General features: G+C 64.9%; 24 protein-coding genes. 13 read left to right on the top strand and 11 right to left on the bottom strand.

The features are described 5' to 3' along the window. The first annotated feature begins 10 nt into the window (after positions 1–10). Positions 11–592 carry a superoxide dismutase gene (locus FF090_RS13010; RefSeq protein WP_138857129.1) on the top strand — a complete coding sequence of 194 codons (582 nt, stop codon included), beginning with the start codon at positions 11–13 and terminating at the stop codon, positions 590–592. Between the two features lie 93 nt (positions 593–685). On the opposite strand, the gene FF090_RS13005 is transcribed toward FF090_RS13010, so the two are convergent. Further along, the gene (locus FF090_RS13005; protein ID WP_138857128.1) at positions 686–1,141 is read right to left on the bottom strand and encodes a DUF192 domain-containing protein; all 456 of its coding nucleotides are present in this window, start codon (positions 1,139–1,141) and stop codon (positions 686–688) included. A 43-nt stretch (positions 1,142–1,184) separates the two neighbouring features. Here FF090_RS13005 and FF090_RS13000 point away from each other — a divergent pair, with 43 nt between their 5' ends. From FF090_RS13000 to FF090_RS12970, 8 genes are read left to right on the top strand one after another with little or no spacing between them, the layout of a single operon-like run. After that, positions 1,185–3,377 carry a heavy metal translocating P-type ATPase gene (locus tag FF090_RS13000; protein ID WP_246071416.1) on the top strand — a complete coding sequence of 731 codons (2,193 nt, stop codon included), beginning with the start codon at positions 1,185–1,187 and terminating at the stop codon, positions 3,375–3,377. Further along, complete coding sequence (gene ccoS / locus FF090_RS12995) at positions 3,377–3,568, top strand: cbb3-type cytochrome oxidase assembly protein CcoS (protein ID WP_138857126.1); 192 nt, start codon at positions 3,377–3,379, stop codon at positions 3,566–3,568. The genes FF090_RS13000 and ccoS overlap by 1 nt, the downstream gene beginning before the upstream one ends. Before the next feature lie 41 nt (positions 3,569–3,609). Next, a complete protein-coding gene (gene ccoN, locus FF090_RS12990) occupies positions 3,610–5,046 on the top strand; it encodes a cytochrome-c oxidase, cbb3-type subunit I (RefSeq protein ID WP_138857125.1) in 1,437 nt (478 codons plus the stop codon). Between the two features lie 13 nt (positions 5,047–5,059). Next, positions 5,060–5,683 (top strand): cytochrome-c oxidase, cbb3-type subunit II, encoded by a 624-nt coding sequence (ccoO, locus tag FF090_RS12985; RefSeq protein ID WP_138857124.1) that lies wholly within the window; start codon positions 5,060–5,062, stop codon positions 5,681–5,683. Next, a complete protein-coding gene (locus FF090_RS19295) occupies positions 5,680–5,844 on the top strand; it encodes a cbb3-type cytochrome oxidase subunit 3 (RefSeq protein WP_175423652.1) in 165 nt (54 codons plus the stop codon). Before ccoO ends, FF090_RS19295 begins: the two co-directional genes overlap by 4 nt. Continuing rightward, on the top strand, positions 5,837–6,742 hold the full coding sequence (gene ccoP, locus FF090_RS12980; protein WP_175423651.1) for a cytochrome-c oxidase, cbb3-type subunit III: 906 nt from the start codon (positions 5,837–5,839) through the stop codon (positions 6,740–6,742). Before FF090_RS19295 ends, ccoP begins: the two co-directional genes overlap by 8 nt. Positions 6,743–6,761: 19 nt before the next feature. Then, entirely contained in the window at positions 6,762–8,183 is a 1,422-nt protein-coding gene (gene ccoG / locus FF090_RS12975; protein ID WP_138857122.1) for a cytochrome c oxidase accessory protein CcoG, read from the top strand. Positions 8,184–8,191: 8 nt separating this feature from the next. Continuing rightward, the gene (locus FF090_RS12970) at positions 8,192–8,413 is read left to right on the top strand and encodes a nitrogen fixation protein FixH (RefSeq protein ID WP_138857121.1); all 222 of its coding nucleotides are present in this window, start codon (positions 8,192–8,194) and stop codon (positions 8,411–8,413) included. Between the two features lie 44 nt (positions 8,414–8,457). On the opposite strand, the gene fnr is transcribed toward FF090_RS12970, so the two are convergent. Beyond that, complete coding sequence (fnr, locus tag FF090_RS12965) at positions 8,458–9,192, bottom strand: fumarate/nitrate reduction transcriptional regulator Fnr (RefSeq protein WP_138857120.1); 735 nt, start codon at positions 9,190–9,192, stop codon at positions 8,458–8,460. A gap of 95 nt (positions 9,193–9,287) precedes the next feature. Here fnr and hemN point away from each other — a divergent pair, with 95 nt between their 5' ends. From hemN to icd, 3 genes are all read left to right on the top strand, one after another. Beyond that, positions 9,288–10,727, top strand: coding sequence for an oxygen-independent coproporphyrinogen III oxidase (hemN, locus tag FF090_RS12960; RefSeq protein ID WP_138857119.1), 1,440 nt, complete (start codon positions 9,288–9,290; stop codon positions 10,725–10,727). Beyond that, entirely contained in the window at positions 10,727–11,359 is a 633-nt protein-coding gene (locus FF090_RS12955) for an urease accessory protein UreH domain-containing protein (protein ID WP_221304905.1), read from the top strand. The genes hemN and FF090_RS12955 overlap by 1 nt, the downstream gene beginning before the upstream one ends. Before the next feature lie 64 nt (positions 11,360–11,423). Continuing rightward, the gene (gene icd / locus FF090_RS12950) at positions 11,424–12,677 is read left to right on the top strand and encodes an NADP-dependent isocitrate dehydrogenase (RefSeq protein ID WP_138857118.1); all 1,254 of its coding nucleotides are present in this window, start codon (positions 11,424–11,426) and stop codon (positions 12,675–12,677) included. A 68-nt stretch (positions 12,678–12,745) separates the two neighbouring features. Here the strand turns inward: icd and phoB are convergent, their stop codons facing one another. The 8 genes from phoB to FF090_RS12910 all read right to left on the bottom strand — a co-directional run bounded on the left by phoB (position 12,746) and on the right by FF090_RS12910 (position 20,295). Next, positions 12,746–13,435 carry a phosphate regulon transcriptional regulator PhoB gene (phoB, locus tag FF090_RS12945; protein ID WP_138857117.1) on the bottom strand — a complete coding sequence of 230 codons (690 nt, stop codon included), beginning with the start codon at positions 13,433–13,435 and terminating at the stop codon, positions 12,746–12,748. A 21-nt stretch (positions 13,436–13,456) separates the two neighbouring features. Then, positions 13,457–14,161: a phosphate signaling complex protein PhoU gene (gene phoU / locus FF090_RS12940; RefSeq protein ID WP_138857116.1), complete on the bottom strand. Its 705-nt coding sequence runs from the start codon at positions 14,159–14,161 to the stop codon at positions 13,457–13,459. Positions 14,162–14,225: 64 nt separating this feature from the next. Beyond that, positions 14,226–15,020 carry a phosphate ABC transporter ATP-binding protein PstB gene (gene pstB, locus FF090_RS12935; RefSeq protein WP_138857115.1) on the bottom strand — a complete coding sequence of 265 codons (795 nt, stop codon included), beginning with the start codon at positions 15,018–15,020 and terminating at the stop codon, positions 14,226–14,228. 63 nt (positions 15,021–15,083) lie between these two features. After that, entirely contained in the window at positions 15,084–16,019 is a 936-nt protein-coding gene (gene pstA, locus FF090_RS12930) for a phosphate ABC transporter permease PstA (protein WP_138857114.1), read from the bottom strand. Positions 16,020–16,150: 131 nt separating this feature from the next. Further along, the gene (gene pstC, locus FF090_RS12925) at positions 16,151–17,116 is read right to left on the bottom strand and encodes a phosphate ABC transporter permease subunit PstC (protein WP_175423650.1); all 966 of its coding nucleotides are present in this window, start codon (positions 17,114–17,116) and stop codon (positions 16,151–16,153) included. 135 nt (positions 17,117–17,251) lie between these two features. After that, positions 17,252–18,235 (bottom strand): PstS family phosphate ABC transporter substrate-binding protein, encoded by a 984-nt coding sequence (locus FF090_RS12920; protein WP_138857113.1) that lies wholly within the window; start codon positions 18,233–18,235, stop codon positions 17,252–17,254. An 89-nt stretch (positions 18,236–18,324) separates the two neighbouring features. Then, positions 18,325–18,909: a winged helix-turn-helix domain-containing protein gene (locus tag FF090_RS12915; protein WP_138857112.1), complete on the bottom strand. Its 585-nt coding sequence runs from the start codon at positions 18,907–18,909 to the stop codon at positions 18,325–18,327. A gap of 129 nt (positions 18,910–19,038) precedes the next feature. Next, a complete protein-coding gene (locus FF090_RS12910; RefSeq protein ID WP_138857111.1) occupies positions 19,039–20,295 on the bottom strand; it encodes a glycosyltransferase family 4 protein in 1,257 nt (418 codons plus the stop codon). 155 nt (positions 20,296–20,450) lie between these two features. Between FF090_RS12910 and FF090_RS12905 the strand changes: the two genes are divergently transcribed. After that, positions 20,451–21,062 carry a hypothetical protein gene (locus tag FF090_RS12905; RefSeq protein WP_138857110.1) on the top strand — a complete coding sequence of 204 codons (612 nt, stop codon included), beginning with the start codon at positions 20,451–20,453 and terminating at the stop codon, positions 21,060–21,062. Between the two features lie 24 nt (positions 21,063–21,086). Here the strand turns inward: FF090_RS12905 and FF090_RS12900 are convergent, their stop codons facing one another. After that, positions 21,087–22,739 carry an aminotransferase class III-fold pyridoxal phosphate-dependent enzyme gene (locus tag FF090_RS12900; protein WP_138857109.1) on the bottom strand — a complete coding sequence of 551 codons (1,653 nt, stop codon included), beginning with the start codon at positions 22,737–22,739 and terminating at the stop codon, positions 21,087–21,089. Positions 22,740–22,748 lie beyond the last annotated feature (9 nt).

The raw sequence follows: 22,748 nt of genomic DNA, 5'->3' as shown, positions 1-22,748 counted from the left end.
GGAGACGCTCATGGAACACCAACTGCCCCCGTTGCCCTATGCCAAGGACGCCCTGGCGCCGCACTACAGTGCCGAGACCCTGGAGTTCCACCACGGCAAGCACCACAACGCCTATGTGGTGAACCTGAACAATTTGCAGAAGGGCACCGAATTCGAATCGATGTCGCTGGAAGACATCATCAAAAAGAGCAGCGGCGGCATCTACAACAACGCCGCCCAGATCTGGAACCACACCTTCTTCTGGAACGGCATGAAGCCTGCCGGCGGTGGTGAGCCCACGGGTGCCCTGGCGGCCGCCATCAACGCCAAGTGGGGCAGCTACGCCGCCTTCAAGGAAGCCTTCGTGAAGTCGGCCGTGGGCAACTTCGGCTCGGGCTGGACCTGGCTGGTGAAGAAGCCCGATGGCTCGGTGGACATCGTCAACACCGGCGCCGCCGGCACCCCGCTGACCACCGCCGACACCGCGCTGCTGACGGTGGACGTGTGGGAACACGCCTACTACATCGACTACCGCAATCTGCGCCAGAAGTTTGTCGAAACCTTCTTCGACAAGCTGGTGAACTGGGGTTTTGCTGAAGCCAATTTTGCGTAAACCCACGCTGTGCGAACGCCATGTGCGCGGTTCGCAAACGGTTGGTTTACCTCGACAAGAAGGCCCGCTTCGGCGGGCCTTTTTTTTTGAAGCTCAGTTGCCGAAAGGCTTGCCCTGCAGCTTCATGCCGGGCTTGAACCCGCGCTTGGCAAACCAGCCTTGGTTCATCTCCAGCGCGTAGCGCACAGGCTCGCTCGAGCAATGGCTGGTTTCATCCAGGGGTTTCATGTCCGCCATGGACACGATGCGGCCGTCGTCTGCCAGAAAGGCGATGGTCAGCGGCAGCAGGGTGTTGCGCATCCAGAAGCACTGGGTCTCGCGCGACTCGAACACAAACAGCATGCCCTCGTGCTGCGGCATGTCTCGGCGATGCATCAGCCCAGTGGCGCGCTCTTCGGGGGCCACGGCCAGTTGCGCCTGAATGACATGCATGCCGGCGCGCAGCGGTAGGGTGGTCAGGCGTTGAGCTTCTTGTGCCTGCGCCCCACTCGCCCAGGCGGCACTCAGTGCGGCCAGCAAGATAAGGACGGGCTTGTTGATTCCGATCATGGGCTGAGGGCCTGCTTGTGGGAACAATGCGGCGATGCACGCCGTGCTTGAACCCATTATCCCGAGTCCCCTTGAGCGGCCTGCCCCAGCCTCCGACGGCGGCGGCGCGCAGACCCGCTGCGAACTAAGCTTGCAGGTGGCCGGGCTGCACTGTGCGGCCTGTGCCGAGGCGCTCTCAGCGGAGCTGCGGGCCTTGCCCGGGGTCCACACGGCCACTGTGGGCTATGCCAGCGCTCTGGCCTGGGTTGATCTGGACGAGAGGCTGACGCCGCGTGCGGCCCTGCTGGAAGCCGCCCGCAAAGCTGGCTACGAGTTGGCCGAGGCCGCCCCGGAGGCCGCTGCTGCATTGCGGCGACGCGAGGCGCGCGCCATGCTCTGGCGGCTTTTTGTGGCCTGGTTCTGCATGATGCAGATCATGATGCTGGCCGCGCCGACCTACTTCGACTCTGGCGCCGAAGTGCCGAGCGATCTGCGCGCCCTGATGCATGGCGCCAGCTGGGTGCTGGCGCTGCCGGTGCTGCTGTTTTCGGCCACACCCTTCCTGCGCGGGGCTTGGCGCAGCCTGCGGCAGCGGCGCCTGGGCATGGATGTGCCGGTGGCCTTGGGCGTGCTGGTGACTTTCGGGGCCTCGACCTTGGCACTGGCCGATCCGGGGGGGCTGCTGGGCGACGCGGTTTACCTGGATTCGATGACCATGTTCGTCGCCTTCTTGCTGGGCGCGCGCTGGTTTGAGCTCAAGGCCCGCCATGCGGCAGCGATTGAAGCGGAGCGCCTTGATCTGGGTGAGGCATTGGAAGTGACCCGGGTGGATGCGCAGGGGACGACGGAGCGGGTCAGCGCGCAGGCGCTGCGGCCAGGCGATCAGGTGCAGCTGGCCTTGGGCGAGACCCTGGCGGCTGATGCCCGTCTGGTCAGCGCGCAGGCTCTGGTGGACGAGTCCATGCTCAGTGGTGAGGCGCGGGCCTTTCAGCGGGTCCAGGGCGATCTGTTGTTGGCGGGTACCGTCAATCTGGGGGCGCCCCTGCGCTTGGAGGTGGTGGCCGTGGGCGGCCAAACTCGCCAGGCGCGCTTGCGCCGGCGCTTGGCTCAGGCCCTGAGCGAGCGGCCGCGAGGCTTCAGCGAGGCCGATGCCTGGGCGCCGCTCTTTCTGGCCGTGGTGCTGCTGCTGGCGTTGGTGGCGGGGTTGCTGTGGTGGCACTTTGAGCCGGGCCGGACGCTGAGCGTGGTGGCGGCGGTGCTGGTCGTGACCTGCCCCTGCGCGCTGGCACTGGCCGCGCCGGCGGCGGTGGTGGCCAGCGCCCGGGCGCTGACGCAGCGGGGGGTGTGGCTCCAGCGACTGGCGGCCATCGAGGCCCTGGCACGGGTGGAACGCGTGGTGTTTGACAAGACGGGCACCCTGACCCAGCCCCAGGCAAGGCCCCTGGGCGAGGTCGACCCGACCCAGATGGCGGCCGCCGTGGGCCTGGCCCAGTGGTCGCGCCATCCGGTCGCGCAGGCGCTGGCGCGCTGGCCGCTGCAACAGGCAGCCGGGCGCTGGACCGAGGTGACCGAGGTGGCGGGACAAGGTTTGCGGGGGCGGGATGCCCGGGGGGCGTGGTGGCGGCTGGGCCGTCCGGCCTGGGTCGAGGCACAGACCGGCGCAAGTTCGACGGCCAGCCTGGCCTTCGCGCCGGAGGCTGGGGACCAGCCCACGCTGCACTTTGAACTGGATGAGGTGCTGCGGCGCGATGCGGCCGCCGTGGTGGAACGCCTGCGGACGCTGGGTCTGCGCATGAGCTTGCTCTCGGGCGATGCGCCCGAGCGCGCTCGGGCGGTGGGTGCGGCCTTGGGGTTGGAAGCCCAAGGGGGCTGTGACCCCGAGGCCAAGCAGGCGCAGGTGCAGGCCTGGCAAGAACAAGGGCAGTGCGTGCTGATGGTGGGCGATGGCGTCAACGACGGCCCCGTGCTGGCCCAGGCCGATGTGGCCGTGGCCATGGGGGAGGGGGCCGGTCTGGCGCGCAACAGCGCCGATCTGACCCTGCTGCGCAATGAGTTGTCCGCCCTGCCGGAGTTGATCCAGCTGGGCCGGCGCACGCGCCGGGTGATGCGGCAAAACCTGGCCTGGGCGGCCAGTTACAACCTGCTGGCCGTGCCCATGGCCCTGGCCGGCTGGTTGCCGCCCTGGGCCGCCGGCCTGGGAATGGCCCTGAGTTCACTCTGGGTGGTGGGCAACGCCCTGCGCCTGGCTCGCAACTGATGGACATCCTCTATTTGCTCATCCCGGTCACGGTGCTGATCGCCTTCGGCGTGCTGATCGTGTTCGCCTGGTCGCTCAAGAGCGGTCAGTTCGAGGACGTGGAGCAGGAGGGCGCGCGCATCCTGGTGGATGAAGACCACAGTCTTGACCCAGTTCAAGAAGCGATTGACGGCGATCAAGGCGCACCCTAGGGGGTGCCCGAAGAATGCAAGCCCAGAAGGAGAAACCACGCATGGCTCGCTCTCAAGCCCCGGCGGCATCGACCGCCTACTTTGATGGCCCGATCAGGGCCTTTGCTTTGGCCGCGGTGCTTTGGGGCATCGTCGGCATGTTGGTGGGCGTCTTCATTGCCGCCCAGCTGGCCTTTCCGGATCTGACCCATGGCATTTCATGGCTCAGCTACGGGCGGCTGCGTCCGCTGCACACCAATGCAGTGATCTTTGCCTTTGGCGGTTCGGTGCTGTTCGCCACCGCCTACCACGTGGTGCAGCGCACCTGCCAGGTGCGCCTTTTTGCGCCGCAGCTCGCGTGGTTCACGTTCTGGGGTTGGCAGGCCATCATCGTGGCTGCCGCGCTGACCCTGCCGTTGGGCATCACCAGCGGCAAGGAATACGCCGAGCTGGAGTGGCCGATTGACCTGGCCATCGCCGTAGTCTGGGTGTCTTACGCCATCGTGTTCTTTGGCACCGTGGGCACGCGCAAGGTCAAGCACATCTACGTGGCGAACTGGTTCTTTGGCGCCTTCATCATCACGGTGGCCTTGCTGCACATCGTCAACAGCGCGGCCATGCCGGTCTCGCTGTGGAAGAGCTATTCGGCCTATGCCGGCGTGCAGGACGCCATGGTGCAGTGGTGGTATGGCCATAACGCGGTGGGCTTTTTCCTGACCGCCGGCTTCCTGGGGATCATGTACTACTACATCCCCAAGCAGGCCGAGCGTCCGGTCTACAGCTATCGCCTGTCCATCGTCCACTTCTGGGCGTTGATCTTCACCTACATGTGGGCGGGCCCGCACCACCTGCACTACACCGCGCTGCCGGACTGGGCCCAGAGCCTGGGCATGCTGTTCAGCCTGGTGCTGCTGGCGCCGAGCTGGGGCGGGATGATCAACGGCATCATGACCCTGTCGGGTGCCTGGCACAAATTGCGTGATGACCCGGTGCTGAAGTTCCTGATCGTGTCCCTGTCGTTCTACGGTATGAGCACTTTCGAGGGCCCGATGATGTCCATCAAGACCGTCAACGCCCTGAGCCACTACACCGATTGGACGGTCGGCCATGTGCACAGCGGTGCGCTGGGCTGGGTGGGTCTGGTGTCCATGGGCGCGCTGTACGCCTTGATCCCGCGCCTCTATGGCCGCAAGGAGATGCACAGCAAGAGCGCCATCGAACTGCACTTCTGGATCGCCACCATCGGCATCGTGCTCTATATCGCCGCGATGTGGATTGCCGGTGTGATGCAGGGTCTGATGTGGCGTGCCACCAACCCGGACGGCACCCTGGTCTACAGCTTTGTCGAGTCGGTGAAGGCGACCTATCCCTTCTACCTGATTCGTCTGGCCGGTGGCCTGCTCTATCTGGGTGGCATGTTTGTGATGGCCTGGAACGTCTGGATGACCGTCAAGGGCCGCGATGCGGTGCTGCAGTCGCCCAAGTTGGCGACGGCCTAAGGAGAACAATCAAATGGCTGATCACAACAAGCCTGTCGTCGGTCACGAGCGCATCGAGACCAACAACTTCCTGATGATCGTGCTGATCCTGGTGGCGGTGGCCGTCGGCGGTCTGGTGGAAATCGTGCCGCTGTTCTTCCAGCGCTCCACCACGCAGGCGGCTCCGGGTGTCAAGCCCTATGCCGCGCTGCAATTGGCCGGTCGCGATGTCTACATCCGCGAGGGTTGCTACAACTGCCACTCGCAGATGATTCGCCCCTTCCGCGCCGAGACCCTGCGCTACGGCGACTTCAGCAAGGCCGGTGAGTTCGTGTACGACCACCCCTTCCAGTGGGGTAGCAAGCGCACCGGTCCGGACCTGCACCGTGTGGGCGGCCGCTACTCGGATGAGTGGCATCGTCTGCACTTGATCCAACCGCGCGACTTGGTGCCCGAGAGCAATATGCCGGCCTACCCCTGGTTGGCTGAGGCCAAGCTCGACCCCGCCAGCATGGCACCGCGCCTCAAGGCGCTGCGGACCCTGGGTGTGCCCTATAGCGACGCCGATGTCGCCGCTGCCGCGCAAGCCGTGGAGGGCAAGACCGAGATGGACGCGCTGATCGCCTACTTGCAAGGCATGGGGAGGCCCGCACCATGAGTGGCGACGACATCAATTGGCTGCGCGGGGCGGTGACCCTGGTGTCCTTTGTGGCTTTTCTGGCCCTGGTAAGGATGACCTGGGCGCGCAAGCGCCAGCCCGAGCACGAGGCGGCCGCCGAGCTGCCCTTCGCGGATGAACAAGGAGATCGTCGTGAGTGATTTTTTCAGCCCTGGATGGCACTGGTTCATCGTGGCCGTGTCGGTCGCGGGACTTGTGTTCTGCGTCTGGCTGCTGTTCGCGGCCAGCAAGACCACCAGCATGTCCACCGATGGCACCACCGGCCATGTTTGGGACGATGACCTGCGTGAGATGAACAACCCGCTGCCGCGCTGGTGGCTGGGTCTGTTTGTGATCACGGTGGTCTTCAGTGCGCTCTATCTGTTCCTGTACCCCGGTCTGGGCCAGGCCAAGGGTTCTTTGGGCTGGAGCAGCGAGGGCCAGTACCAGGATGAAGTGGCCAAGGCCAATGCCAAGACCGCGCCGCTCTACCAGCGCCTGGCCGCCATGGACGAGAAGGCTCTGGCCGCTGATGCTGAGGCGATGGGCATTGGCCAACGCCTCTTCATCAACAACTGCGCGCAGTGCCATGGTTCGGATGCCAAGGGCAGCAAGGGCTTTCCGAACCTGAGCGACAAAGACTGGTTGTGGGGCGGCGATCTGGCGGCCATCAAGCACAGCATCAGCGAGGGTCGTGAGGGCCAGATGCCCCCGATGGCCGCCGCGGTGGGCAACGGTGAAGACCAGCGCAATGTGGCGCACTATGTGCTCAGCCTGTCCGGCAGCGCGCATGACAGCCTGCGCGCCCAACTGGGCAAGGAAAAGTACGCCGCCTGTGCCGCCTGCCACGGCAGCAAGGGCGAGGGCAACACGGCCCTGGGCGCACCGCGTCTGTCCGACAAGATCTGGCTGCACGGCTGGGGCGAGCAGGCCATCCTGGCCATGATCAGCGGCGGCAAACACAACCAGATGCCGGCGCAAAAGGCCAAGCTGAGCCCGGAGCAGATCCATGTGCTGGCCGGCTATGTCTGGAGCCTGTCGAACGCTTCTGCTCGTTGATGCCTGCTGATGCAATCTGATGAATGAAGCCAAAGAAGCGGTCGTCACCCTGTACCGCAAGCGCCAGAAGATCCACCCGAGAGAGATCTCGGGTTGGTTCCAGAACTGGCGCTGGGTGTTTGTGTTCCTGACCCAGCTGGTCTTCTACGGACTGCCTTGGCTGGAATGGAATGCGCGCCAGGCGGTGCTGTTCGACCTGGAGGCGCGTCGCTTCTTTCTGTTTGGCCTGATCCTGTATCCGCAGGATCTGTTCTACCTGACTGCGCTGTTGCTGCTCAGCGCCTATGCCCTGTTCCTGTTCACCGCGGTAGCGGGGCGGCTGTGGTGTGGCTACGCCTGCCCGCAGACCGTCTACACCTCCATGTTCCTGTGGATTGAGCAGCGCATCGAGGGCAGCAAGATCCAGCGCGAACGCCTGGACAAGGCTCCTTGGACCTGGGACAAGCTGTGGCGTAGAGCGGCCAAGCACAGCAGCTGGGTGTTGTTGGCCTTGGTGACCGGCTTTAGCTTCGTGGGCTACTTCACGCCCATCCGGGAGTTGGCACCCGCCGTCCTGGCGGGCGCCCTAGGGCCGTGGCAGACCTTTTGGATCCTCTTCTACGCCTTTGCCACCTGGGGCAACGCAGGCTTTATGCGGGAGCAGGTCTGCAAATACATGTGCCCCTATGCGCGCTTCCAAAGCGCGATGTTCGACCGCGACACGCTCATCATTGGCTACGACGCCGAGCGCGGCGAACCGCGTGGTCCGCGCGGGCGCAAGGATGATCTGAAGGCCAAGAACCTGGGTCATTGCATTGACTGCGAGCTCTGTGTGCAGGTCTGCCCGGTGGGCATCGACATTCGCAAGGGCCTGCAGTACGAGTGCATCGGCTGCGCCGCCTGCATCGATGCCTGCGATCAGGTGATGGACAAGATGCAGTACCCGCGTGGTCTGGTGCGCTATGACACCGAAAACGGCATCGAGCAGCATCTGGATCGCAAGACCGAATGGTTGCGCGTGCTCCGGCCACGGGTTTGGGTCTACACCGCCGGTCTGGTGCTGATCACGGCGGCTGTGGCCTACAGCCTGTGGACGCGTCCGCCGCTGCGCTTTGATGTGGTGCGCGACCGCGGCGCGCTGGCGCGTTTCAACGAGCAGGGTCAGCTGGAAAACGTCTACCGACTGCAGCTGATGAATGTGCTGGAGCGCGCACAGCGCTATCGCATCCGTGTGGAGTCTTCGGCCGCCGCCCTTCAGGGGCTGAGCCTGGGCGTGAGTGCAACCGTGGAATTGGCGCCCATCGAAGCCCGCTGGGTGCCGGTGACGGTGCACCTGCCGGCCGAGCAGGCCCCGCCCAGCGCCGGTGCACACGAGCTTCACTTCGTGGTCGAGCGCCTGGCCGATGGCGATGACAGCGCCTATCCTGTGCGCGAGAAGTCCACCTTTGTGGTGCCGCGTTGAGAGAACCCATGAAAAACATTTCACACCCCACGCAGCCCTGGTACCGGGTGCGCATCGTCTGGTTGGTGGTGGCCTTGCCGCTGAGTGCGGTGCTGGCCGGCACCACCACCGCCGTCATCGCGCATCTCGATCCGGACCCCGTGATCAAGCCGCAGGCGCAGGCCACGCCCGAGCGACCGGCCATGGAGGGTCGCAACCACGCGGCCACCGGCGGGCGCAAGGCGCCCTGAAAGCAAAAAGGCCGCTTGACGCGGCCTTTTTTGCGGGGAATCGATTAGCAGGCGGCGCTGGACACCAGGCGCTGCAGGGCATCGGGTTGCAGCACGGTGATCTGGCGCTGCTTGACCTCGAGGATGCCGTCGTCCTGGAAGCGCGAGAAGGTGCGGCTCACCGTCTCCAGCTTCAGACCGAGGTAGCTGCCAATTTCCTCGCGCGTCATGCGCAGCACCAGTTCGCTGGCCGAGTAGCCGCGTGCCTGCAGGCGCTGGGTCAGGTTCAGCAAAAAGGCCGCCAAGCGCTCCTCGGCACGCATGGAGCCCAAGAGCAGCATCACGCCATGGTCGCGCACGATCTCGCGGCTCATGATGCGGTGCAACTGGTGCTGCAGTGCTGTGAACTCGCGGGCCAATTCCTCGAGCTGATCGAAGGGCATCACGCAGACCTGGGAGTCCTCCAGTGCCTCGGCATCCACCGTGTGGCGATGGCTGCCAATGCCATCCAGGCCCAGCAACTCACCGGCCATATGAAAGCCAGTGACCTGCACCCGCCCGTCCTCGGCGTTCACGCAGGACTTGAAGAATCCGGTGCGCACCGCATAAAGCGCATGGAACTCCTCGCCAACTCGAAACAGGGTCTGACCTTTTGGAACGGTGCGTCGCTGGCTGATCAGTCCGTCCAGTCGGCTCAGATCGGTCTCGCTGAAACCAAGCGGAAGACAAAGCTCGCGCAGATTGCAGTTGGAACAGGCCGCACGCAGGGGGTCGACTCGAAGAGGGGTAGGGCTCAGCATGGTGGGCATTATCTCGAAGCCGGAAGTCATGGGGGGGTGCCAGGGCCTTGAGCGGCGTCAAGGACTGCGGGCGCGAACCCAGGCAGTATCGCCCCATGCACCCTGAGCACACCGCCATCGCCCCCGCCATCGATACCTCGAGCGCGGGCTTCCTGCCGCCCGGTTTGTTGAACCGCCTGGAATCCAGCGGGCCGCGCTACACCTCCTACCCCACGGCGGACCGTTTTGTCGAGGCCCACGGCCCCGAGCAGCATGTGCTGGCCCTGGCCCAGCGGGCCCAGGGCATCGGCGGCGCGGTGGGAAGTTCGGCGCCGCTGTCGGTCTATGTGCACGTGCCGTTCTGCGAGTCGCTTTGCTATTACTGCGCCTGCAACAAGATCGTCACCAAGCACCATGAGCGCGGCGCCGAGTACTTGAAGTTGCTGGATGCCGAGATCGACATGTGGACCGCCGGCCTGGGTGGGCGGCCGCGGGTGACCCAGTTGCATCTGGGCGGTGGCACGCCCACCTTTCTGAGTGACACCGAGTTGACCCAACTGACCGAGCGCCTCAAGCAAGCCTTTGAGTGGCTGCCCGGAATCGAGGCCTCGATCGAGGTCGACCCGCGTACGGTGAACGCCGCGCGGCTGGCGCATTTGAAGGCATTGGGTTTCAACCGCCTGAGCCTGGGCATCCAGGACTTTGATTTGCGGGTGCAGCAGGCCGTGCACCGGGTGCAGTCCTTTGCCGATGTGGCGCAACTGATGCAGGACGCGCGCACGCTGGGTTACCAGTCCATCAACCTGGACCTGATCTGTGGCCTGCCGTTGCAGACCATCGCCAGCTTCGACCGTACCCTGCAGCAGGTGATCGAGCTGCGCCCCGAGCGCATCGCGCTCTACGCCTATGCCCACCTGCCGCAGCGCTTCAAGGCCCAGCGTCGCATTCACAGCGCCGACATTCCGCTGCCAGAGACACGCCTGCAGATGCACGCCCAGGCCATTTCGGCCTTCATGCAGGCGGGTTACGAGCACATTGGCATGGACCACTTCGCGCTGCCCAGCGACGCCCTGGCCCAGGCCAAGCGGCAGGGTCGCCTGCATCGCAACTTCCAGGGTTATACGGTGCAGCCCGACGGCGATCTGATCGGCCTGGGGGTGTCGGCCATCTCGCGCGTGGGTGCCAGCTACTGCCAGAACGCCAAGACCATCGAGGAGTACGCCGATGCGCTGGCGCAGGGCCAGTGGCCGGTGGTGCGAGGTATCGCGCTCAACCGCGACGACCTGGTGCGCCGTGCCACCATCATGGCGCTGATGTGCCAGGGACGCTTGGACTTCCAAGGCTTGGCCGACGCCCATCTGATCGACCCGAAGAAGTACTTCGCCGCCGAGTTGGAGGCCCTGAAGAGCCACCAGGAGCAAGGCTTGGTGCAGATCAGCGATCAGGCCGTCGAGGTGACGCCGCTGGGCTGGTTCTTCGTGCGTTCGGTGGCCGCGGTGTTCGACCGCTTCTTGCAACTGGAAGGCGCGCGCGAGAAGTTCTCTAAGATCATTTGATGATCATTTCCACGGCCCTGGTCACCAGCACCGCGCTGATGGGCCTGGCCTCCATCCCGCACTGCGCTCTGATGTGTGGCGCGCCTTGCGCCGCCGTGGCCACGGGGCGCTCGCAGCAGCTGGGTTTCCACGTACTGCGCGTGGCCAGCTACGCCCTGGCCGGCGCGCTGGCTGCCGCCGCAGTGGGCTGGCTGCGCGAGGCCAGCCAGCTCAGCGCGTTGTTGCGCCCGCTGTGGACGGTGTTGCACACCGCCTTCCTGGCCCTGGGCCTGTGGCTGCTGTGGCGCGCCGAGCTGCCGGCCTGGCTGGGGCTGCAGGGGCGTAAACCCATGCGACTGGCTTGGACCAGTGGCGCGCTTTGGGCTGCCTGGCCCTGCGGCGTGCTGCAGGCCGCCTTGCTGGTGGCGGCACTGGCCGATACCCCTGTGGGCGGCGCCTTGGCCATGGCGGCCTTCGCGCTGGCCTCCAGTCCGGGGTTGCTGTGGGCGCCGCTGGGTTTGCGGCAGTTGCGGCGTCACCCCGAAGCGGGGCGCTGGGCGGTGCGGGCCGCCGGCTTGGCGTTGGTGTTGGCTGCGCTATGGGCCTTGGGCCATGGCCTGTGGCAGCGTGTGGCTGCCTATTGTTTTTCCTGAAAGTGGACGGGCTTTCCCTAGAATCCCGCCCTGTTTTTCCTTCTACCTGCTTGGAGCCTCATCCATGTATCAGCACATCAAGGTGCCCGAGGGTGGCCAGAAGATCACGGTCAATGCCGACTTCTCGCTCAACGTCCCCAACAACCCCATCATTCCCTATATCGAAGGGGACGGCACCGGTTTTGACATCACCCCGGTGATGATCAAGGTGGTCGATGCGGCCGTGGCCAAGGCCTATGGCGGCGCGAAGAAGATCCACTGGATGGAGATCTACGCTGGCGAGAAGTCGACCAAGGTCTATGGCCCCGATGTGTGGCTGCCCGAAGAGACCCTGCAGGTTCTGAAGGACTATGTGGTGTCGATCAAGGGCCCGCTGACCACGCCGGTCGGTGGTGGCATCCGCAGCCTGAATGTGGCCCTGCGCCAAGAGCTGGACCTCTATGTGTGCCTGCGCCCGGTGCAGTACTTCGACGGCGTGCCCAGCCCCGTGAAGGAGCCGCACAAGGTGGACATGGTGATCTTCCGCGAGAACTCGGAAGACATCTACGCGGGCATCGAGTACGAGGCCCGCAGCGACAAGGCCAAGAAGCTGATCACCTTCCTGCAGACCGAGTTCGGCGTGAAGAAGATTCGCTTCCCTGAGAGCTCGGGCATCGGCATCAAGCCGGTCAGCCAGGAAGGTACCGAGCGCTTGGTGCGCAAGGCCATCCAGTACGCCATCGACAACGACAAGCCCAGCGTGACCATCGTGCACAAGGGCAACATCATGAAGTTCACCGAGGGTGGCTTCCGTGACTGGGCCTATGCACTGGCGCAGAAGGAGTTCGGCGCCGAGCTGATCGACGGTGGCCCGTGGTGCAAGTTCAAGAATCCGAAGACCGGCAAGGACATCGTCGTCAAGGATTCGATTGCCGACGCCTTCCTGCAGCAGATCATCCTGCGCCCGGCCGAGTACTCGGTGATCGCCACCTTGAACCTGAACGGCGACTACATCTCCGACGCCCTGGCTGCCCAGGTCGGCGGCATCGGCATCGCCCCGGGTGCCAACCTGAGCGACTCGATCGCGATGTTCGAAGCCACCCATGGCACCGCGCCGAAGTACGCCGGCAAGGACTACGTCAACCCGGGCTCCGAAATCCTCTCGGCCGAGATGATGCTGCGCCACATGGGCTGGACCGAGGCGGCCGACACCATCATCAAGGCGATGGAAAAGGCCATCCTGAGCAAGAAAGTCACCTATGACTTCGCGCGCTTGATGGAAGGCGCGACCCAGGTGTCGTGCTCGGGCTTCGGTCAGGTGATGATCGAGCAGATGTAAGCCAGAGCAGGATTTGGCTTACAAAGACAAAGGGCCCCGCGGGGCCCTTTGTTGTTTTCAGTGAAGCTTCAGACTGCCGCTCGGTTCAAGCGATACCCCGCCCCACGCACCGTCTCGATCAAGGCGGCGCAGCCGGCTGGCGAGAGTGCGTCGCGCAGGCGTTTGATGTGCACATCGACCGTGCGTTCCTCGATGAACACGTGGTCGCCCCAGACCTTGTCCAGCAGCTGAGCACGGCTGTGCACGCGCTCGGGGTAGGTCATCAGATAGCGCAGCAGGCGGAACTCGGTGGGGCCGAGTTGCAGCTCGGCCGGGCCGTGGAAGACGCGGTGGGCGCTGGGGTCGAGCTTGAGTTGGCCGATCTCGATGCTTGACTCCAGGGCCTCGGGCACCTTGCGGCGCAGCAGCGCACGGATGCGCGCCATCAGTTCGGCTGGCGAGAAGGGCTTGGTCAGGTAGTCATCGGCCCCGGCGTCCAGGCCCTGCACCTTGTCAGTCTCTTGAGCCTTGGCCGTGAGCATGATGATGGGCAGGTGCTTGGTGCGGGCCTCATTGCGCCAGCGCTTGGGCAGGCTGACGCCGGGCTCGCCCGGCAGCATCCAGTCCAGCACCACCAGATCGGGCAGTTGCTCCTGCAGCGCACGTTGCGCACTGGCCGAGTCTTCGGCGATACGGACCTCGTGGCCCTCGTGGCGCAGGTGCAGCGAAATGAGCTCGGCAATGGCCGGCTCGTCCTCAACGACGAGAACGCGTCCCATAAGGTGTCCGGGTCAGGGTGATCAGGAAACGGCCGATTCCAGGCCATCCAGCGGGGTGTGGCGCACGTCCGCCCCCTTGGCGATGTAGATCACCTGTTCGGCCAAGTTCTTGGCGTGGTCGCCCACGCGCTCCAGCGACTTGGCCACGAACACCAGATCGATCGAGGCGGTGATGGTGCGCGGGTCTTCCATCATGTAGGTCACCAGTTTGCGCATCAGGCCATCAAATTCGGCATCGATCTCGTTGTCTTCTTTGATGACCTGCATGGCCTGGTTGGCGTCCAGGCGGGCGAAGGCGTCGAGCGCGCGGCGCAGCGAGGCGGTGGCGAGCTGGGCCTCGTTGCTCATTTGCGTGGTCGGGAACAGCCGGCCATGGGTGCCGTTGGCCACCAGCCGATGCACGGTGCGGGCGATGCGGGCGGCCTCGTCGCCCACGCGCTCCAGGTTACCGATGGTTTTGGACACGCCGATCAGCAGGCGTAGATCGCGGGCCGTGGGCTGACGGCGGGCAATGATGTTGGAGAGGTCGCGGTCGATCTCCAACTCCATCTGGTTGACGCGCTGCTCGGTGCGAATCACTTCGGTGGCCTTGGCCTCGCTGAACTCGGCCAGTGCGTCCACGGCCAAGCAGACCTGTTGCTCGACCAGGCCACCCATTTCCAGCACACGGCTGGAGATGGCGCTGAGTTCGGCGTCGAATTGGGTGGAGAGGTGCTTGTCGCTCATCTTGATTCCTGATTCGGTAAACCTGACAGAAGAGGGTGTTGACGCTGGCGCTAGGGCAGCCTGTTCACCCAAATCGACCGGTGATGTAGTCCTCGGTTTCCTTGCGCTTGGGCTTCATGAAGATGTCGTTGGTCTCGCCAAATTCCATCAATTCGCCCAAATACATATAGGCAGTGAAGTCGCTCACGCGAGCCGCCTGCTGCATGTTGTGGGTCACGATCAGCACACTGACCTTGTGCTTGATCTCGCCCACCAGCTCCTCGATGGCGCCGGTGGCAATCGGGTCCAGGGCCGAGGTCGGCTCGTCGAACAGGATGATTTCGGGGTCGGTCGCCAATGCGCGGGCAATGCACAGGCGCTGCTGCTGACCGCCAGAGAGGTTCACGGCCAGGTCGTCAAGGCGATCCTTCACCTCGTTCCAGATGGCTGCGCCCTTGAGGGCGGCCTCCACCTTGTCTTCCAGCACGCTGCGGTTCTTTTCACCGCGAACCTTCAGGCCATAGGCCACGTTCTCGAAGATGGACTTCGGGAAGGGGTTGGGCTTTTGGAACACCATGGAGATGCGCATGCGCACCTCGATCGGGTCGACGTTCTTGTGCAGCACATCCACTTCATCGGGGTAGAGATGGATGCTGCCGTCGTAGCGGTGGCCGGCGTATAGATCGTGCATGCGGTTGAAGCAACGCAAGAAGGTGCTCTTGCCGCAACCCGAGGGACCGATCAGCGCGGTGACCTTGTTCTCGTACACGGGCATATTGATGCCCTTGAGTGCCTTGAAGTCGCCGTAGTAGAAGTCCAGGTTCTTGGACTCGGCCTTGAGCGGGGGCGGGTTCTGCGGCAGGGTGATGGTGGAGGGCATTCGTCAGTCCTCAAAGAAATTCTTGGAAGTAAGCGGGCGAGCAACAGCCTGGAATAGGCCCGATCACCACTTGATGTTCTTGCGCAGGCGATAGCGCAGCCAGATCGCGATGGCGTTCATCGAAAGCGTCATCAGCACCAGCACAAAGGCAGCCGCGGCGGCGTTCTCGTGGAAGCGCGGATCGGGGCGGCTGGTCCAGTTGAAGATCTGGATCGGCATCACCGTGAAGGGGCTCCACAGCCAGTCGAACAAGCCGGCGGCCTGGCCGGTTTCAATGTTCATCTGGCCCGGAGCCGGCGGCAGGAAGGCGATGAAGGTCAGCGCGCCGATGGTGATGATGGGCGCGGTCTCGCCGATGGCGCGGCTCATGCCGATGATCACGCCGGTCAGGATGCCGGGGGTGGCGTACTTCACCAAGTGGTGTTGCACCACCTGCCACTGAGAGGCACCGCAGGCGTAGGCCGCTTCACGGATGTGTTGCGGGATCGAGCGCAGGGCCTCGCGGGTGGCGGTGATGACGATGGGCAGGATCAGCAGCGCCAATGTCAGGCCGGCCGTCAGGATGGACTGCCCGAGCTTGAAGGTGTAGACGAACAGGCCCAGGGCCAGCAGGCCGTAGATGATCGAGGGCACGCCGGCCAGGTTGGTGATGTTGATCTCGATGACATCGGTCACCCAGTTCTTGCGGGCGTACTCTTCCAGGTAGATGGCGCCGGCAATGCCCAGAGGTACCGCGACCAACGCGGTCACCGACATCACGAGCACCGAACCCACCCAGCTGGACAGGATGCCCGCCTCGGCCGGGCGGCGCGAGGGGAAGTTGGTGAAGAACTCGGCGTTCAGGCGCGGAATGCCGGTGAGCGCCATGTCAATGAAAAGCGCGGCCAGCGTGAAGATGCCGATGGACAGCGCGAGCATGCCGAGCAGGGCGACCAACAGGTCGTAGCGGCGCGCCTTGCGGATGATGGCCCGGATGGCCAGTGTTTTTTCTGCATTCATTCCGTATCTCCAGCGCCAAGCGCCAAGCGGTACGCGGATGGATCAAGCGGCCGCCGCGGAACCGGCTTCGCCGGGCCGCCAGCGGCGCCCCCCTGGGGGGGGAGGCGCGAAGCGCTTCGGGGGGGTACTCATCAGTAAGCTTCGCGGTACTTCTTGCGCAGCCAGTAGCCGAGCAGGTTGAAGCACAGGGTCAGCAGCATCAGCGACAGGCCGGCGGCAAAAATGGTCTGGTAGCCGATTGAGCCGTGCGGCAGATCACCCAGGGCCACCTGCACGATGAAGCTGGTGATGGTGGAGGCCGACTCCATCGGGTTGAGCGTCAGATTGGGCTGCATGCCGGCCGCCACGGCCAGGATCATGGTCTCGCCCACCGCGCGGCTGATGCCCAGGATGTAGGCGGCGGCAATGCCGGAGAAGGCCGCTGGCACCACCACCTTGACGGCGGTTTGGAAGCGCGTGCTGCCCATGGCGTAAGCGCCTTCGCGCAGGCTCATGGGCACGGCACGCATGGCGTCCTCGCTCAGCGAGGCGACGTAGGGAATGATCATCACGCCCATCACCAGACCGGCCGACAGGATGTTGAAGCCGGGCAGTTCGGGGAAGATCTTTTGCAGCATGGGGGTGACCACCAGCAGCGCAAAGAAGCCATAGATGATGGTGGGCACGCCGGAGAGCAGCTCGAGCAGCGGCTTGAGCGTTTCGCGGGTCTTGTGGCCGGCGAATTCACTCAGGTAGATGGCAATGATGGTGCCCAGCGGAATGGCTACGCAAAGGGCCACCAGAGAGCTGGACAGCGTGCCAGACATCAGCACCATGATGCCGAAATGGGCGTCATCGAACAGCGGGGTCCACTGCGTGTCGGTCAGGAAATCCCAGATTGGCACGGCAGCGAAGAAGCTGATCGACTCGCGCACCAGGATGTAGACGATGCCCAGGGTGGTGAGCACGGACACGCTGGCGGCCAGAAACAGGATGGCTTCAATCAGTCGCTCGCGGCGCTGACGGGCCAATTTGGCACGGGCGAGCTCGGCCATGCGGGCTTCGCCGCGCAGGCTCACGCCGGCAGGAGCGGGGTTGTCAAATGGGGCGACGGCCATGGGGGTTCCAAAGGCTAGGGCGGGGACCGGGCCGCCTGGGGGCGGCAATGAACGGCGGACAGGGCCCCTGCGTTCGCAGGGGCCCCCGATGTCACAAGACGGTCATTTTGGGGTAGGAATGAACCCGCCCAAGGATTACAGGGCGGCTTCGCGGGTCATCAGCTCTTCGATGGTCACACCGACCTCGTTTTTGCCGCCGAACACGGTGCCCTTCTTGCCCTTGTTCAGGTGTTCCAGGCCAAGGGTGTAGGCCTTGGCAGGCAGGGGCACGTACTTCACTTCCTTGGCGATCTTGGCCGAGTTCTTCATCATGTACTCGACGTATTCCTTGACCTCGGGCTTGGCGATGGACTTGGCGTTCACATAGATGAAGATCGGACGGCTCAGCGGCTCGTAGCTGCCGTTCAGCACGGTGGCCTCAGCAGGCGCCACGGCCTGGCCCTTGGGGTTCACGACCGGCAAGGCCTTGAGCTTGGCGGTGTTTTCGGCGTAGTAGGCGTAGCCGAAGTAGCCGATGGCATTGACATCGGAACTGATGCCCTGCACCAGCACGTTGTCGTCTTCCGAGGCGGTGAAGTCGCCGCGGCTGGCTTTGGTCTTGCCGTTGATGGCTTCGGTGAAGTAGTCGAAGGTGCCCGAGTCGGCGCCGGCGCCGAAGAGCTTGATCGGCTGGTCGGGCCAGGCCGGGTTGACCTGCTTCCAGCGCGTGATCTTGCCCTGGGCGGCGGGCTCCCAAATGGCCTTCAATTCAGCCACGGTGATCTGCTTGAGCCAGGCGTTCTTGGGGTTGATCACCACCGTCAGCGCGTCAAAGGCGATCGGCAGTTCGTAGTACTCGATGCCAGCGGCCTTGCAGTCGGCCATTTCCTTGGCCAGGATGGGGCGCGAGGCATTGCTGATGTCGGTCTCGCCGCGGCAGAACTTCTTGAAGCCGCCGCCCGTGCCGGAGATGCCCACGGTGACCTTGACGGCACCCTTCTTGGTCTTCTGGAAGTCCTCGGCCACGCCTTCGGTAATCGGGAATACCGTCGAAGAGCCGTCAATCTTGACCACCTGGGCCTGGGCGGCAAAGGCAGCGACGGTCAGGCCCATCAGGGCGAACAGCTTGTTGAGGGACATCGGAGACTCCAATTGGAAGGGGTCGGTGAAGGAATGGGCGGAACTCTAGGGATGCTGCGTGACGGCTTTGTGACAACCTTGGGATCATCTCAGAGCGGGTCAAAGCGGTAGCCCAGGCCGCGCAGCGAGCGCAAGCGCTCGGCCAGGCCCAGGGGCTGCAGGCCCACGCGCAAACGGCGTACGGTCTGGTCCACGGTGCGGGGAAGAGGCTTGGCGTGCACGGGCCAGACGCTGTCCAGCAACTCGCCGCGGCTCACCACGCGCCCGGCACGGCGCATCAGCGCAATCATCAAACGCAGCTCCTGAGCCGGTACGGCGGCCTGGCGGCGCAATCCATCCGGGGTGCGGTGGCGCACCACCCCGAGTTGCAGATCGGCCTCGACGTCGCCGAGCACGGTTACTACCGCGCTGCTTTGCAGCGCGGGCAGCCAAGCCTGCAATTGGTGGCGGGTCTGGCGCGCGTCACCCGTCCAGTTCAGCACCGGGCATGTGGGCGTGCGCAAGCGGGCAAACAGGCTGGCCTCGGTCAGCAGCAGATCCGGGGCCAAGGTGTCGAGCCAGCGCTGGGCCTGTTCGGGGTCGCTGGTATGGGCCACCAAAGCCCCACTGGCGCTGGCGGCCTGCAGCAACTGGCTCAGATCAGGGTCGGCGCTGCTCAGGGAGAGCAGGGTCACCGGCGCACTGGTGGAGGAGGGAAGAGGGGCGCGGACGACAGGGCTGGAGATCACGGCAGTGGAGGAGGGCTGCGATGGCCGCGATCCTGGGTCGTGTGCATGACCTCCCGATGACGCCCCGACCTTTACTCAGGGGATCAGGGCCTGCAGATGCTGCCGGTATTGCGCCTCCACTTCGCTGACGATGCGTTCCCAGCCATGGTCGGCCACCGTGCACAGCGCCCGGCGCGCCATGCTGTGACGCTGCGCCGGATGGGTGCCCAGACTGGCCACGGCCTGGCAGAAGCCCTCTTCATCGCCCGGGTTCAGCAGTAAGCCGGCCCCGTCGCGCAGCAGCAGGGCGGCGGCGGCTTCGTCGAAAGCGACTACGGGCAGACCGCTGGCCATGGCTTCGGGCACCACATTGCCAAAGGTCTCGGTCAGGCTTGGAAAGCCGAACAAGTCGGCGCTGGCGTAGTGCTCGGCCAGCTCCATGCCAGTCTTTTGACCGGAAAAAATGGCTTGCGGGCAGGCCTGTTGCAAGCGCTCGCGTTCGGGACCGTGGCCCACCAGCACCAGGCGAGCTTGGGGATTTTGCTGGAGCAAGCCCTCGTAGGCCTTGATCAGCAGGTTCAGGTTTTTCTCGGCGGCCAACCGTCCGACGCTGAGCAACACCGGGGTATCGGGCTCGGCGCCCCACTGCTGGCGCAGGGCTTGGCTGCGCCAGCGCGGGTTGAAACGCTCGGTGTCGACCCCGCGGGCCACCACCAACAGGCGTTCGAAGCCCAGCGCGACCAGGCGCTGGCGTTGGGCTTCGGAGGGCACCATGGTGAGCGCGCAGCGGTTGTGGAAGCGACGCAGATAGCCTTCGATCAGGGGGCGCAGCCAGGCCAGTCCGTAGTGCTGGCTGTACGCGTGGAAGTTGGTGCGGAATTCGCTGATTACGGGCATGCCCAGGCGATCTGCGGCTCGCTGCGCGGCCCAGCCCAGCGGCCCTTCGGTGGCAATGTGGACCAGATCCGGCTGCTGCTGACGCCACAGCTTGAGCAAGCGTCCGGTGGCGGGCAGCCCGAGCCGCAGTTCGGGGTAGCGCGGAATGGGCAGCCCGGCCACCAGGGTCTCCGTGGCGGCATCGTCCGCGGGGCGGGTGGCATCGTGCTCGGGCTGGCGGGGGCGCACCAGATGCACGTGATGGCCGCGGCCGCGCAGGCCTTCCACCAGCCGGGCCACGCTGAGGGCTACGCCATTGACTTCCGGCGGATACGTCTCGGTGACCAGCGCGATCCTCAAGGGGCGTTGTGCATCCAGTGCATGCAGGGGCAGCTCCAGGTCCACCGCCCGCGCACGGCCCGGCGCAGGGAAGGAGGAGCGGAGGCTGGGCTTGAGGATGTGGGTGGCGCTGTTCATGCCGCGATGCTCGTGGCCGATTGAGACGGCTGTGCAACGGTTGTGTGACAGGCGGCGTCACCGGGTCTTCACAGGCCAGCGCCACCATGGGCTTTCCCTTCTTGGTTCCCCCTTACTTCCCCTTTACTTCCCCTTTACTTTTGCGAGGACGCCGCGTGAGCCCATTCCTGCAATCCCTGCGAACCCAGCGCTGGGATGACCATCGCTACTACCACCACAGCCGCATCAACCAGAGCTTGCACCTCTTGAGCGCCTTGAGCTTTCTCTGCGCCTATGGCCTCTTGTTCGTCGACCCGGCCCTGGCCGCCTTGCTGGCTTGGGGGGTCTCCATGAGCTCGCGCCAAGCCGGCCATTTCTTCTTCGAGCCCAAGGGCTATGACGAGGTGAACCAGGCCACCCATGAGCACAAAGAGGCCATCAAGGTGGGCTACAACCTGAGGCGCAAGGTGTTCTTGATGTCGGTCTGGGCGGGTCTGCCGCTGCTGCTGTGGCTGCAGCCATCACTCTGGGGCTGGATTGAACCGGCCACGGACCTTCCTGGCTATTGGCACGACGTGGGGCTGGCCTGGCTGGCGCTGGGCGTGACGGGACTGCTGATGCGCACCGTGCACCTGTTTCATCTGTATGACGTGCACACCGGCCTGGTCTGGATGTGCAAGATCCTGACCGACCCTTTCCATGACGTGATGCTGTATTGGAAGTCGCCCTTCTATTTGTTGAAGGGCGAATTGATCGATCCGATGCACCACGCCCGCCCAGAATCCTGAGTGGCGTGTCGTGGCCTGGCGGGCTCAGGCCCTCCAGGCCTGCCAGATCTCTTTGAGGAGGCGGCGCTTGAGTTGTGGCGCGGCGGGTGCCCCATCCCACCAGCCGTCCTGCCGCATCTGGGCGCAAGCCGCCAGGACGCGCTGGCACACCGCATCGAAGTCGGCCTGGCTGTAGTCCAGGCTCCAGACGATGCGGCCGCTACCCACCCAGGACAGCAGCAGGCCCTGCGCGCGCAAGTAGAACTGCAGCATCCAGTGGTAGCGACCGGGGGCGTTGAACTGCAGCGCCCAGATGGTCCCAAGCTGCGCCACCCCAACAGGATGGCCCGCTTGATGCAAGGCCAGATTGAGCTGCTGGGCCCGTGCGGTCCATTGCTCGTTCAGCTTGGTGTAGAGGGCCTGGACCTCTGGCCTTTCCAGTTGCTCCAAGAACACCTGCATGGCACAGATGACCTGAGGGTGGGCGTTGAAGGTGCCCCGCGCGAAGCACAGATCGGCCGGGCGCTCGGCGCGAAATCGTTTCATCCAGCGGGCCTGGCCACAGAGCACGCCCACCGGCAGGCCGCCGCCCAAGGTCTTGCCGTAGGTCACCAGATCAGCCTGCACACCAAAGAGCTGCTGCGCGCCGCCGGGAGCGAGGCGGAAGCCAACAAAGACCTCATCAAAGATGAGGGCGATGCCCCGCTCGGTGCAAACCTGGCGCAGTTGGCGCAGCCAGTCGGCATAGGCCTTCAGGTCGGCGCCCTTGAGCTGCCGCTGGCCGACCAGGCTGCTGTCGCCCGGCGCCGCCTGGTTGGGGTGCAGGGCCTGCAGGGGGTTGACCAGCACGCAGGCGATGTCGCGGCGGCTCTTCAGCACGCGCAGGCTGCGCTCGCTCATGTCGCGCAGGGTGTAGGTGTGGTCGGCGGGGGTCGGGTTGCCGGGGCCGGGCTGCACCTCGCCCCACCAGCCGTGGTAGGCGCCACAAAAGCGCACCAGCTTTTGCTTGCCACTGTGATAGCGCGCCAGGCGCACCGCCTGCATGACGGCCTCGGTGCCTGACATATGAAAGCTCACCTCGTCTTGGCCGGAGAGACGCCGCAGCCGTTGCACCACATCCAAGGTGGCCGGGTGATAGGCGCCGAGCAACATACCCAGGGGCAGCGCGCGTTGCTGTGCCTCCTGCAAGTTCCGCTTGTAGAACTCATGGCCAAAGAGATTGACGCCGTAGCTGCCGCTCAAGTCGTCAAACACCTGCCCATCCAGGTCGATGACGCGGTGGCCCTCGGTGCGTTCGAACACGCTGCCCAGCGGCAGCTGTTCGCGCACCAGCGGGCTGAAAGGGTAGGGCACGCGGTAAGCGCTGGTGAATTGCAGGTCGCTCAGGCCCTGGCGCAGGGCGCGGCTGGCGGCAACGGACTGCGGGTGCCGTGTGCTCAGCTGGGTGGACAGCCGTTCGAAGCCGGCTTGCCGCCGGGCCACGACTTCGGCACCGGCTCCATCGGCTTGGAAGAAGTCATCGGCGTCAAAGTGGTAGCCCGGTAGCCAGCGTCCCATCCGGCGCGCCATGCGCGCGTGCCCGGTGAGCGAAGGGTGCTTGGCGCGCGAGAGCTGCAGCCGTTGCCAGACACGGTGGCCCAGGAGTCCGGCTGCCGTCAGGCCGGCGGCCAGGGCGCTGAGGTTCAAAGCTTCTGTCATATGCGCTTC

The sequence above is a fragment of the Inhella inkyongensis genome (genome assembly GCF_005952805.1).
Lineage (GTDB): Bacteria > Pseudomonadota > Gammaproteobacteria > Burkholderiales > Burkholderiaceae_C > Inhella > Inhella inkyongensis.
Note: the sequence above shows the minus strand (reverse complement) of the source record. Positions and strands in the feature narration are given on the sequence as shown.

Coding starts and splice junctions, on each gene's coding strand:
- FF090_RS13010 (WP_138857129.1), top strand. CDS start 11: ATGGAACACCAACTGCCCCCGTTGCCCTATGCCAAGGACGCCCTGGCG.
- FF090_RS13005 (WP_138857128.1), bottom strand. CDS start 1,141: ATGATCGGAATCAACAAGCCCGTCCTTATCTTGCTGGCCGCACTGAGT.
- ccoS (WP_138857126.1), top strand. CDS start 3,377: ATGGACATCCTCTATTTGCTCATCCCGGTCACGGTGCTGATCGCCTTC.
- ccoN (WP_138857125.1), top strand. CDS start 3,610: ATGGCTCGCTCTCAAGCCCCGGCGGCATCGACCGCCTACTTTGATGGC.
- ccoO (WP_138857124.1), top strand. CDS start 5,060: ATGGCTGATCACAACAAGCCTGTCGTCGGTCACGAGCGCATCGAGACC.
- FF090_RS19295 (WP_175423652.1), top strand. CDS start 5,680: ATGAGTGGCGACGACATCAATTGGCTGCGCGGGGCGGTGACCCTGGTG.
- ccoG (WP_138857122.1), top strand. CDS start 6,762: ATGAATGAAGCCAAAGAAGCGGTCGTCACCCTGTACCGCAAGCGCCAG.
- FF090_RS12970 (WP_138857121.1), top strand. CDS start 8,192: ATGAAAAACATTTCACACCCCACGCAGCCCTGGTACCGGGTGCGCATC.
- fnr (WP_138857120.1), bottom strand. CDS start 9,192: ATGCTGAGCCCTACCCCTCTTCGAGTCGACCCCCTGCGTGCGGCCTGT.
- hemN (WP_138857119.1), top strand. CDS start 9,288: ATGCACCCTGAGCACACCGCCATCGCCCCCGCCATCGATACCTCGAGC.
- FF090_RS12955 (WP_221304905.1), top strand. CDS start 10,727: ATGATCATTTCCACGGCCCTGGTCACCAGCACCGCGCTGATGGGCCTG.
- icd (WP_138857118.1), top strand. CDS start 11,424: ATGTATCAGCACATCAAGGTGCCCGAGGGTGGCCAGAAGATCACGGTC.
- phoB (WP_138857117.1), bottom strand. CDS start 13,435: ATGGGACGCGTTCTCGTCGTTGAGGACGAGCCGGCCATTGCCGAGCTC.
- phoU (WP_138857116.1), bottom strand. CDS start 14,161: ATGAGCGACAAGCACCTCTCCACCCAATTCGACGCCGAACTCAGCGCC.
- pstB (WP_138857115.1), bottom strand. CDS start 15,020: ATGCCCTCCACCATCACCCTGCCGCAGAACCCGCCCCCGCTCAAGGCC.
- pstA (WP_138857114.1), bottom strand. CDS start 16,019: ATGAATGCAGAAAAAACACTGGCCATCCGGGCCATCATCCGCAAGGCG.
- pstC (WP_175423650.1), bottom strand. CDS start 17,116: ATGGCCGTCGCCCCATTTGACAACCCCGCTCCTGCCGGCGTGAGCCTG.
- FF090_RS12920 (WP_138857113.1), bottom strand. CDS start 18,235: ATGTCCCTCAACAAGCTGTTCGCCCTGATGGGCCTGACCGTCGCTGCC.
- FF090_RS12910 (WP_138857111.1), bottom strand. CDS start 20,295: ATGAACAGCGCCACCCACATCCTCAAGCCCAGCCTCCGCTCCTCCTTC.
- FF090_RS12900 (WP_138857109.1), bottom strand. CDS start 22,739: ATGACAGAAGCTTTGAACCTCAGCGCCCTGGCCGCCGGCCTGACGGCA.